General features: G+C 40.1%; 11 protein-coding genes. 8 read left to right on the top strand and 3 right to left on the bottom strand.

What is annotated here, in order from left to right; all coding sequences use genetic code 11:
* From ACJML3_RS08765 to ACJML3_RS08780, 4 genes are all read left to right on the top strand, one after another.
* Nucleotides 1–268: D-alanyl-D-alanine carboxypeptidase (locus tag ACJML3_RS08765; RefSeq protein ID WP_406022434.1), on the top strand; the 268-nt coding region annotated here is incomplete at its 5' end.
* A gap of 137 nt (nucleotides 269–405) precedes the next feature.
* Complete coding sequence (locus ACJML3_RS08770; protein ID WP_219938208.1) at nucleotides 406–1,617, top strand: pyridoxal phosphate-dependent aminotransferase; 1,212 nt, start codon at nucleotides 406–408, stop codon at nucleotides 1,615–1,617.
* 118 nt (nucleotides 1,618–1,735) lie between these two features.
* Nucleotides 1,736–2,212, top strand: coding sequence for a DUF4357 domain-containing protein (locus ACJML3_RS08775; RefSeq protein ID WP_406022436.1), 477 nt, complete (start codon nucleotides 1,736–1,738; stop codon nucleotides 2,210–2,212).
* A 21-nt stretch (nucleotides 2,213–2,233) separates the two neighbouring features.
* Complete coding sequence (locus ACJML3_RS08780; protein ID WP_406022438.1) at nucleotides 2,234–3,676, top strand: RsmB/NOP family class I SAM-dependent RNA methyltransferase; 1,443 nt, start codon at nucleotides 2,234–2,236, stop codon at nucleotides 3,674–3,676.
* Nucleotides 3,677–3,771: 95 nt separating this feature from the next.
* Here the strand turns inward: ACJML3_RS08780 and ACJML3_RS08785 are convergent, their stop codons facing one another.
* Nucleotides 3,772–5,664, bottom strand: a complete 1,893-nt coding sequence (locus ACJML3_RS08785) for a DEAD/DEAH box helicase (RefSeq protein ID WP_406022452.1) — start codon at nucleotides 5,662–5,664, stop codon at nucleotides 3,772–3,774.
* A gap of 523 nt (nucleotides 5,665–6,187) precedes the next feature.
* Here ACJML3_RS08785 and leuA point away from each other — a divergent pair.
* Genes leuA through leuD form a run of 4 tightly spaced genes read left to right on the top strand, consistent with a single transcriptional unit; the run spans nucleotide 6,188 to nucleotide 10,892 of the window.
* Entirely contained in the window at nucleotides 6,188–7,753 is a 1,566-nt protein-coding gene (leuA, locus tag ACJML3_RS08790) for a 2-isopropylmalate synthase (RefSeq protein WP_406022440.1), read from the top strand.
* On the top strand, nucleotides 7,753–8,847 hold the full coding sequence (leuB, locus tag ACJML3_RS08795) for a 3-isopropylmalate dehydrogenase (RefSeq protein WP_406022442.1): 1,095 nt from the start codon (nucleotides 7,753–7,755) through the stop codon (nucleotides 8,845–8,847). Before leuA ends, leuB begins: the two co-directional genes overlap by 1 nt.
* Nucleotides 8,848–8,865: 18 nt before the next feature.
* A complete protein-coding gene (gene leuC / locus ACJML3_RS08800) occupies nucleotides 8,866–10,269 on the top strand; it encodes a 3-isopropylmalate dehydratase large subunit (RefSeq protein ID WP_406022444.1) in 1,404 nt (467 codons plus the stop codon).
* Between the two features lie 8 nt (nucleotides 10,270–10,277).
* Nucleotides 10,278–10,892 carry a 3-isopropylmalate dehydratase small subunit gene (leuD, locus tag ACJML3_RS08805; protein WP_406022446.1) on the top strand — a complete coding sequence of 205 codons (615 nt, stop codon included), beginning with the start codon at nucleotides 10,278–10,280 and terminating at the stop codon, nucleotides 10,890–10,892.
* Between the two features lie 43 nt (nucleotides 10,893–10,935).
* Here the strand turns inward: leuD and ACJML3_RS08810 are convergent, their stop codons facing one another.
* Both ACJML3_RS08810 and ACJML3_RS08815 read right to left on the bottom strand, forming a co-directional pair.
* Nucleotides 10,936–11,217 carry a TIGR04076 family protein gene (locus ACJML3_RS08810; protein ID WP_406022448.1) on the bottom strand — a complete coding sequence of 94 codons (282 nt, stop codon included), beginning with the start codon at nucleotides 11,215–11,217 and terminating at the stop codon, nucleotides 10,936–10,938.
* Nucleotides 11,204–11,464 (bottom strand): TIGR03905 family TSCPD domain-containing protein, encoded by a 261-nt coding sequence (locus tag ACJML3_RS08815; RefSeq protein ID WP_406022450.1) that lies wholly within the window; start codon nucleotides 11,462–11,464, stop codon nucleotides 11,204–11,206. Before ACJML3_RS08815 ends, ACJML3_RS08810 begins: the two co-directional genes overlap by 14 nt.
* Nucleotides 11,465–11,624: the final 160 nt, after the last annotated feature.

Raw genomic sequence — 11,624 nt, forward strand, 5'->3', positions numbered from 1 at the left:
CTGGAGAGGATCTACAAGAAATCCTCCTCTTGCTAAGAATGTTACAGCAAAGACAGGAACCATACAGAATGTATCTAATCTTATGGGATTTATGAAAACAAAGAATGGTGTAAGAATTCCTTTTGTTTTCTATACAAATTCAATCTCCTACGATCAGAAAACTCGTGATCTTGTCAAATACCACAGAATCGCTTCCCCTCATCTTGGATATGAAAGATACGTTCTTGAAAAGATTTATGATGAAAAAATCATGGGAAAAGATTTTTAAAGCATAATACTGCTCAAAATTCAGACAATAAAAGGACACTATATGTGTCCTTTTGTGTTTTCTTATCTACAAAGTAAGGTGCTTTTGTTGTAAGATATCAGACACTCAAAACCAACTTAATTTAATGGGTAGTAAAAATGAAATTATTACAAAAATCTCACAAATTGGATAATGTCTGTTACGACATTAGAGGAAAAATCCATCAGGAAGCTGTTCGTATGGAAGAAGAAGGACAGCGAATCTTAAAGTTAAATATCGGCAACACCGCGACATTTGGTTTTGAGGCGCCTGAAGAGGTCGTTCGCGATGTTATCCGTAATCTCCCTAATTCTCAGGGGTACTGCGAATCAAATGGTATATTCTCTGCCCGTAAAGCCATCGCGCAGTATTATCAGCAGAAAGGATTAAAAAATGTAGATGCCGATGATATTTTCATCGGTAACGGTGCATCAGAACTTATCACAATGAGCATGAATGCTCTTCTAAACAATGGTGATGAGGTTCTTGTACCTGCTCCTGATTATCCTTTGTGGACTGCAGCTATCAATCTTGCAGGTGGTAAGGCAGTTCATTATCTTTGTGATGAACAGTCAAACTGGTACCCTGACATTGAGGATATGAAAAAGAAACTTACATCTCGTACTGTAGGTATCGTTCTTATCAATCCAAACAATCCAACAGGCGCAGTTTATCCAACACCTATTCTTCAGGATATTATCGAATTTGCACGTCAAAACGATCTTGTAATTTTCTCTGACGAAATTTATGACAAGATCCTATATGATGATGTTGCACACAGAAGTATCTGCACACTTGCTGACGACGTTACAGTTGTAACATTCAATGGTCTTTCAAAGGTTTACAGAGCATGTGGTTTCAGACAAGGATGGATCCTGATTACTGGACCTGCAAAGCGTAACAAGGGTTTTATTGATGGCATCAAACTTATGATGGCAATGAGACTGTGTGCAAACGTTCCACTGCAGCATGCAATTCAGACTGCGCTTGGCGGTTATCAGTCAATCAATGAACTGATTATCCCTGGTGGCAGACTCTATCAGCAGCGTCAGGTTATGTTTGACAGATTAAATGCCATCGATGGTGTATCTGTTGTAAAACCTCACGGTGCATTGTATATGTTCCCTAAACTTGATAAGAAGTTTAATATCAAGGACGATCAGAAGTTTGCAATGGATCTTCTAAGACAGGAAAAGATGCTTATCGTTCAGGGCACTGGTTTTAACTGGCCTGAACCAAATCACTTCAGAATGGTATTCTTACCATCAATTGACGTGATCAACGATGCTTGTGACCGTCTTGAGCATTTCTTGAAAACATATCGTCAGTAACTGATACTAATTACAGGAGCCACCACTTGTGAGCTCCTGTTCTATTTCTCGGTATGCCGTTTTCAAATGGATTCTAGAATGTGGTAAAATTAAGAAAAACATTTGAAGAACAGTGTACATGGAAGACAAGTCAATCCAGTTTATAACAGACAAGAATGGCAGAAAAACTCATGCCATTATTCCTATAGATGTCTATAAGGATCTTCTGTCTATTAAATCCATATTAAAGCATACTGCAACACTTGGCTCTAATGAGCTGTACACTTTAACAATCAAAAATGTTACAGCAACAGGTTACCCTTCAGGAACAAGATCAAAACCTGATTTTATTGTTCTTAGGAACTCTCAAGCTGTTCTGATGGAAACAGGTTCTGTTCCACCTCATATTCAGGCTAAAAGAGAGGAATTCTTAGGTGATGGTACTCTGGCGCTTGATCCTGAAAACAACTGCTTTATCTTTACAAAAGATGTAAGATTTCAGAGTCCAAGCTCAGCAGCTGCAATAGTTTCTGGTAATGTTAGAAACGGTCTTGATGTCTGGATAAATCGTGAAGGTTTTTCTTTAAAACGTTCAGGTTTCGGATTAAAAAAATAATACTACTATATAGAGGTTTATATGGCTTTTGAAAAACCACAACAGAATAAGAACTTTAAAAAAAGCTCTTTTAACAGTCACAAGAAGGATAGTAGTAGCAGCAAAACTTTTAGCAAAAAAGACAGAACCTTTAATAAAGGTGAACACTCTGAAAACAGATCTTCTCGTCCGTTTAAAAGAACATTTACTGACAGAAAACCAATAAGAGAAGAAAGCAAATTTAGAAAGCTTGAAGAACATACTCAGTATGTTAAGAGAAAAGGGTTTTCAGAATTCCAGCTTCGTCTTGTAAATTCAATTCTTGAAGATGTACTTGTAATGCACAACTCTCTGGACAGAGCTTATGCATTCTGGTTTAACAAAGTTAAAATTGATCCAGTTGAGCAGGGATTTTTAATTCGACAGATCAACTATATGTTCTCAAGACTGTCCTTATTTGCTTACGTTTCAAATCTTAAGCGTCCATCTGATTTTGAACGTCACGTTGGAAGACTTGTATTCTCGTTCTGTGCTTTCAAGGACTGGCCTTTACCAGAACTTGAAGGTGAGGAAGGCTTTGACAGACGTGGTCTTAAAAAGAGACTTGCCGAGGCTAATGATTTTCCTTTACTGCACGATGGTTGCCCAATCTGGCTTGATGAGCTTGGCAAATCAGAGCTAAAAGGAAAATGGGATGAACAGAGAGTTGCTTTAGGTCTTGAATCAAAGCGTTTTATAAGAACAAACACTCTTAAGGGAACAAAAGAAGAGCTTGCCCATCTTTTATCAGAAGAAGGTATTGTTACAAAGCCAGTTGCAGGTGTTCCAACAGCTCTTGAGGTAACATCAAATTCTGCTCTTTTCAGAACAAAATGCTTCAAGGAAGGAAGATTTGAACAGCAGGACGCAGGCTCACAGCTCATCGGTGCATTTGTTGAAGCAATGCCTGGAATGAGAGTTATAGATGCATGCGCAGGCTCTGGCGGTAAAACTCTGCAGCTTGCAGCCTGTATGCAGGGTAAGGGCTCAATTATCGCAATGGATACTCAGGCATGGCAGCTTGATGATCTGAAAAAGAGAGCAAAAAGGGCTGGTGCATTCAATATCGAGCCAAGACTTATTGATTCAACTAAGGTAATCAAGAGAATGGCCGATTCTGCTGACAGAGTTCTGATTGATGCTCCTTGCTCAGGTACTGGTGTTGTTCGTCGTATGCCAGACTCTAAATGGAGAGATGGTAGAGAGAATCTCAACGAAATTCGCACTGTTCAGAGTGATATTCTTGAAAGATACTCAAAAATGGTTAAGGTAGGCGGCTTAGTCATCTATTCAACATGCTCTATCATGCCATCAGAAAATGAAAGACAGGTTGAAAACTTCCTAAACCATCATCAAGGTGAGTTTGAACTTGTTGAAGATAAGCAGATTATGCCATCATCAGGATTTGATGGATTCTATATGGCCAAGCTAAAGAGAATCAAGTAACCAAAAAAAAGTAAGAGCGAACATAATAAGTTCGCTCTTTTAATATCATTTAAACCTCTTAAACTGTTGTATCTGTATAAGAGGTTCAAATCTTACTAAAATCCTTCTCTTCTTGCAGATTTTACCTTTTTATCTGATCGGCCTGATACTTTACGTGGGCCAAGAGAGAATGAATCTCTGCCTCTAGATGAACGATCTTTACGTCCACCTTCAAACTTTCTAAAGTCCTTACCAGAATTTGGTCCCTGACGGTCAAACTCTCTGTCAGAACGTCTTCTTGAACCTCTATCTGAACGAGGTGGCTCCTGAGTATATTCACGGATCTCAAGCATTCTGCCACAGACACGAGCCTTTGATAGAATGCTCATTGTCTCGCGAGGCATACCTTCTGGCAGATCAACTGTTGTGAAGGTATCAAAAATTGATATTTCACCAATATACTTTGATTCAATGTTACCTTCATTTGCGATTGCACCAACAATCTGACCTGGTTTTACACCATCTTTTCTACCCACAGCAACTCTAAAGCGTACCATGTTCATATCTGGGAACTGACGTAATGGAGCAGCCTTTGCTGAAGGTAGTGCCTTTCTGTCTGAGCGATCTGATCTTGATGAATGATCATCATCAAATGTTCTCATAGCAGGCTCTGGCTTTGACTCATCAAGTAACAGTGTGCCATCTTTTTGAACCATCTTTGCAAGCGCTGCACATAAGGTCTCAACTTCAATTGCATCATCAGACAGGATCTCAGAGATTACCTCTTCATACATCTCAAGATTACCCTCTTCAATTGTCTCGAAGATCTGATTCTTGAAGTTCTCTAAACGAGCCTTGTTTACGTCTGCAACTGATGGCATCTGCATTGGTTCAATCTTCTGATTTGTAACTCTTTCGATCATGCGAAGAGCTCTACGCTCTCTTGGTGATACGAATAAAATTGCCTCACCTGTTCTTCCAGCTCGACCTGTTCTACCGATTCTGTGAACATAAGATTCAGCATCATAAGGAATATCGTAGTTGAATACGTGGGTAATTCTATCTACATCAAGACCACGGGCTGCAACATCGGTAGCAATAATAATATCAAGCTGACCACCCTTTAATCTTTCAATAATCTTTTCTCTTTGGCGCTGTGGAATATCTCCATGTAAGGCAGCACAGGCAAAGCCTCTTGCCATTAGACGATTTGATACATCCTCAGCATCAGTCTTGGTACGAACGAATACGATTACTGCATCATACTCTTCAACTTCAAGAATTCTGGTCATAGCATCAATCTTGTGAGCTCCTGATGCAATCCAGTAACGCTGATGAACAGTTGTTGCTGTAGTTGTCTTTGACTCGATTCTTACATCAACAGGATCTTTTAAATGATTCTTTGCAATTTTTGCAATTACAGGAGGCATTGTTGCTGAGAACAGCACTGTCTGTCTTGAATCTGGTGTATTTGAAAGGATCCAGTCAACGTCATCGATAAAGCCCATGCGAAGCATTTCATCTGCCTCATCAATAACCATGAACTCAAGCTCATCAAGTTCCACCTTGCCGCGCTCGATTAAATCAATCAGACGACCTGGAGTTGCAACTACAACCTGTGCTCCATGACGTAATGTACGGATCTGATTTTCGTATGAGGCGCCACCATAAATAGGAGCCACTTTAAAATTCTTTAAGAACTTTGAAAAATTCTGACATGCTTCTGCTGACTGAATAGCAAGTTCTCTTGTTGGCTCTAAAATCAGTGCCTGAATGCATGCTTTTTTGGTATTGATCTTAGATAGGATAGGTAAAGCAAAAGCTGCTGTTTTGCCAGTACCAGTCTGAGCCTGGCCAATCATATCCTTGCCATCTAAGACAACAGGAATTGATCTTTCCTGAATAGGAGTAGGTGATTCAAAACCAAGTTCATGAACAGCTTTTAATACATCCTTTGAAAGATTCAGATCGTCAAAGGTTACAACCTGCTCTTCCTCACCATCTGCCATTGATACAAGTAAGCTCTCATCTGCGCCTACAGTTGTGGTTAGATCTTTTTCATTAATATCTGACATATATGCCCCATTCAATACAAAGGAGGAGCGTCTTTAAATAAAATGCAAGTAATAAATAGAAGAGAATTTTCTATAAGAACACGCAATAAGCCATAACCCGCGGCTTTAAATAAGAATAAATAGACACGCCTCAAAACAAAACCAAAGCATTATACCTAAATGTGATCATCTTCGCAAATTCATGACAGTAAAGCGACAGATCAGGCAAAGAACACTTTGTTTTTTAATTTGATTTTAGACGCTGAAATATAGTTTTTTATTTTTTACAAAACATATACTTTTTGCAAAACAAAATGCTTTAATTTTGATTGCATAAAATATCCATATTGAAAAATTATTATTTTAATTTTCATACATTTAGTTATTTTTGATAATTAATATTGCAATTATCAGTTGAATTACAAAAAGCAAGGTGTATGATAGATTCCAGATTATCAGATAGCAGTAGGATAAAACTATGGCAACTATAGATAAAAACCGTGTCATTATTTTTGACACAACATTGCGTGACGGTGAGCAGGCTCTTATGCAGTCACTGTCTTCAAAACAGAAGGTTCAGATAGCACTGAGCTTAGAACAGCTTGGTGTAGATGTTATTGAGGCTGGTTTCCCTATTTCATCACCAGGTGATCTTCAGTCAGTAAGAGAAATCGCTCTTGCTTTGAAGAATTCAACTGCTTGTGGTCTGTCAAGAGCACTCGATAAGGATATCGATGCATGCTATGAGGCATTCAAAGGCGTTGACCATTACAGAATTCATACTTTTATTGCAACATCAGATATCCATGTTCACGATAAGCTAAGAAAGGATTTTGATGATATCGTAGAAATGGCTGTTCGCGCTGTAAAAAGAGCAAGAAACTACACTGATGATGTGGAGTTCTCATGTGAGGATGCTGGCCGTACTCCAATTGATCATCTGTGCCGTATGGTTGAAGCTGCAATCTCAGCAGGTGCTACAACCGTTAATATTCCAGATACAGTAGGTTACACTCTTCCATATGAATTTGGCGGCATTATTAAGACTCTGTTCAACAGAGTACCAAACATTGATAAGGCTGTTATCTCAGTTCACTGCCACAACGATCTTGGTATGGCAACAGCAAATTCACTTTCTGCTGTTATGGAAGGTGCCCGTCAGATTGAATGTACCGTCAACGGTCTTGGTGAAAGAGCAGGTAACACATCCTTAGAAGAAGTTGTAATGACAATGAAACTTCGTGAAGAATACATGAAGGGTGTATATACCAACATTGTAACTGAGAATATTGCAAGAACATCTCAGGTTGTATCAGGTATCACCAACGAGCCTGTACCAAGCCACAAGGCTATCGTTGGTTCAAACGCATTTGCTCATTCTTCAGGTATTCACCAAGACGGTGTTTTAAAGAATAAGCAGACTTACGAGATCCTTACCCCTGAAAGTGTTGGCTTCAAGGAAAACAATATGCATATGACAGCAAGATCAGGCCGTCATATGATCAAAGCTGTTCTTGAGAAATTAGGTTATAGAGAAGGCTCTTACAACCTTGATGATGTTTACTCAAGATTCTTAAAACTTGCAGACAGAAAAGGTCAGGTATTTGATTACGATCTTGAAGCATTACTGTTCCTGTCTCATGAAATGGAAGAGGATACTCTGTTTGAATTAGACAACCTCTCAGTAATCGCTGGTGGCAAGAATATCATTCCTACAGCCACTGTAAGATTGAAGATTGGAAAGAGAACAAGAACAGAATCAGGTACCGGTAACGGCCCTGTAGATGCAGTTTTCAACTGTATCTCAAGATTAACTGGTTTTAAATTCAAATTAGATAACTTTGTAATTTCAGCAAAAGGCTCTGGCATGAATGCACAAGGTCAGGTAGATGTTGATTTGGTCTATGAAGACAGGCACTATCATGGCAAGGCTCTTTCAACTGACGTTATTGAAGCATCCGCTCTTGCACTAATCAGCGCATGCAACAGTATTTACAGAGCAAGAATTATTCAGGAAGAAAAGCAGGAAAAGGAGAACGTATAATGACTGCTAACTACAAGATTGCTGTCCTAGCTGGCGACGGTATTGGTCCAGAGGTTATGAAAGAGGCTCTAAAGGTTTTAGAGGTTGTTCAGAAAAAATACGACTTTACTCTTGAATACTCAGAGAAATTAGTTGGTGGCTGTGCAATCGATGCTTTTGGTACACCACTACCAGATGACACCATGCAGGCATGTAAGCAGGCTGATGCAATTTTATTCGGCTCAGTTGGCGGTCCTAAGTGGAACCACTTACCAACAGCAAAGCGTCCTGAAGCTGGTGCTCTTCTTCCTCTTAGAAAAGAGTTTAAGCTTTTCTGTAATTTCCGCCCAGCAAAGATTTATCAGGGTTTAGGTGCACTATCACCTCTTCGTGCTGATATTGCTATGCGTGGTTTTGATATGCTCTGCGTAAGAGAGCTTACAGGCGGTATCTACTTTGGTCAGCCAAAGGGCCGTGAAGGAACTGGTCCTGAAGAGAAGGGCTTTGATACTGAGGTTTATCACCGTTTTGAAATTGAGCGTATTGCAAAGATTGCTTTTGAAGCTGCAATGCTGCGTAACAAGAAGGTTACCTCTGTTGATAAGTCAAACGTTCTTCAGAGCTCTGTTCTTTGGCGTGAGGTAGTAACTGAGGTTGCAAAGAACTACCCAGAAGTTGAACTTGAGCATATCTATGTTGATAACGCAACTATGCAGCTTGTAAAGAATCCAGCTCAGTTTGACGTTATGCTCTGCTCTAACATGTTCGGCGACATTCTTTCAGACGAATGTGCAATGATTACAGGCTCTATGGGTATGCTTCCATCAGCATCTCTTGGTGAAGGTGGTTTCGGTCTTTATGAGCCTGCTGGCGGTTCAGCTCCCGATATTGCAGGAAAGAATATTGCTAACCCAATTGCTCAGATCCTCTCTGCAGCACTAATGCTTCGTTACTCATTAAAGCAGTACGATGCTGCAAAAGCTATCGAAGATGCTGTATCACAGGCATTAAAGGAAGGCTTCTTAACAGGTGATCTGATGGAGTCAGGTGCTTCTCCTCGTCCTGCTCTTTCAACTAGCGAAATGGGCGATAAGATTGCATCACTAATCAAATAATAACTGGATAGAAAAAAAATGGGAAAGACATTATACGAAAAGGTTTATGACAGCCACATTGTATTCACCCAGGAAGGTGAGCTGCCAACCTTATATATCGACAGACAGCTTGTTCATGAGGTAACCTCACCACAGGCTTTCTCTGGAATTGAAAATGCTGGCAGAAAACTGCACAGACCAGATCTTCACCTTGCAACAATGGATCATGATATCTCAACTAGAGAGCAGACTGTTGAAGCATGTTCACCAATGGCACAAGAGCAGATTAAGGCTCTTATGTCTAATACAAAGAAATTCGGTGTTAAGTTCTTTGGCTTTGGTGACGAGAACCAGGGTGTTGTTCACATCATCGGACCTCAGACTGGTTTTACCCTTCCTGGTACAACCTTAGTTTGTGGTGACTCTCATACTGCAACTCATGGTGCTTTTGGTGCTCTTGCTTTTGGTATTGGTACTTCTGAAGTTGAGCATGTTATGGCAACTCAGACCTTAAAGCAGGGCAGATTAAAAACCATGAAGATTGAATGCACTGGCACTCTACCAAAAGGCTGCTATGCAAAAGATCTAATCCTGGCTATTATTGCAAAACTAACTACAGCAGGTGGTACCGGTTATGCAGTTGAATTCTGTGGCTCTGCTGTTAAGGCTCTGTCAATGGAAGGTCGTATGACTCTTTCAAACATGGCTATCGAGTTTGGTGCTAAGGCAGGTATGATCGCTCCTGATGAGACAACCTTTGAATACTTAAAGGGTAGAATGTTCACTCCAAAGGGTGAGGATTTTGATAAGGCTGTTGAGTACTGGAAGACCTTAAAGTCAGATGACGATGCTGTATTTGACAAGGTTGTAACTCTAAATGCTTCAGAGCTTGAACCATTCATCACCTGGGGTACAAATCCAGGTCAGGGCTGTGCTGTAACTGGTAAGGTTCCATCACCATCTGACTTTGCAGACAGCGTTGTAGCAAAATCATGTCAAGATGCTTTAGATTACATCGGTCTGAAAGCTGGTGATGATCTAATCGGAACTCCTGTAGACTACGTGTTCATTGGCTCATGCACCAACGGTAGAATTGAAGATTTCAGAGCTGCAGCTGAAGTTCTGAAAGGTAAAAAAATTGCTCCTAATATTCAGCTTGCTATTGCAGTTCCTGGCTCTGGCTGGGTTAAGAAGCAGGCTGAAGCTGAAGGTCTTGATAAGATCTTTATCGAAGCTGGGTTTGAATGGAGACAGCCAGGCTGCTCAATGTGTCTTGCTATGAATGACGACAAGGCTCCTCAGGGTGTACGCGTTGCATCAACATCAAACCGTAACTTCGTAGGTCGTCAGGGTAAAGGCTCTCGCACTCATCTGATGAGTCCTGCTACAGCTGCAGCTTGTGCAGTTAAGGGTGCAATTGCTGACGTAAGAGAATTTTTATAGGAGTTAACATGCAGAAGTTTACTGTTCATACAGGTGTCGCTGTTCCTTTAGATTCAGCAAATATTGATACCGATCAGATCATTCCAAAACAGTTCTTACTTGCTGTTGACAGAAATGGTTTTGGTGATCATCTATTCCACGACTGGAGATACTTAGATGATGAAGAGACTAAGCCAAATCCAGAGTTTAATCTAAACAAGAAGGAATATGCTGGCGCAACCATTCTTGTTGCAAGAGATAATTTCGGTAACGGCTCATCACGCGAGCATGCACCTTGGGCATTAATGGGCTTTGGTTTCAGAGCTGTTATCGCTCCATCTTTTGCTGATATTTTCTACAACAACTCTTTAGGAAATGGACTTCTACCACTGAAGCTTACAGCAGATGAAGTTGATCAGATCTTTAAGGTATTAAATGAAAAGCCTGGCACAAAGATCACTATTTCTCTTGAGGATATGACTGTTGAGTGTGACACTCTTAACTTCAAGTTTGATCTTGATCCTTTCCGTCGTCACTGTATGTTAGAAGGCTTAGATGCTATTTCTCTGACAATGCAGCATGAAAAGGAAATCTCCGATTACGAAAAGGCTATGCCATCATGGAGAGCTAAAGGCACATTCTAATGCCAGAATAAAATACGGGGGCTTAAGCCCCCTATTATTTTGTTTATTCAACGATCTCTATTGAATAAACCATCACTGTATCTGGATCACTGCAGCAAAATCGCGTCTTGTAGGGAGTCTCTCCGCCAAAGTTTCCACCATACTTGAGAATATCAGCATATACAAATGCAATATGTGCGGCCATAGGACACATAAGACCGCGCTCAGTCTCATAATCAAAGGTCATACCTACTTTCATACCTCTGTGGCATCCTTTTTTACCGAGACGATCTACGACAGTGATTTTGATTTTCTTTACTCTTCCAACTTCTTTAATTATCCGCATTTTTAAATGCTTCTTCTAAAGCATAAGTTAGCTGATCTGCACATGATGTTGGTTTGGTTTTACAGGTATTTCCTCTAAGGATTGGAATTATCTCATCGATGCTGTGGCCTTTTACAAGGCGGTTGATAGCCTTTAAGTTTCCATTGCAACCACCATCAAACTCAACATTAACAATTGTCTTGCCATCAAGCTCAACTTTTATATGCTTACAGCAAGTACCTTCAGCTGTGTAAATATACTCTGACATTACTTATTTTCTCCTAGTCAAGGTTTTGCACAATATCTTTTAGTTCAAGACGAGATTTTGGTCTTGATGCATTTGAGTCATCACAAGCTCTGTAGCCTAAAGTTACAATTGCAACAGAACGAAGATTCTTTTCTTTAAGGCTCAGGATCTCATCGCATTT

The sequence above is a fragment of the Succinivibrio sp. genome (genome assembly GCF_045124615.1).
Classification (GTDB): Bacteria; Pseudomonadota; Gammaproteobacteria; order Enterobacterales; family Succinivibrionaceae; genus Succinivibrio; species Succinivibrio faecicola.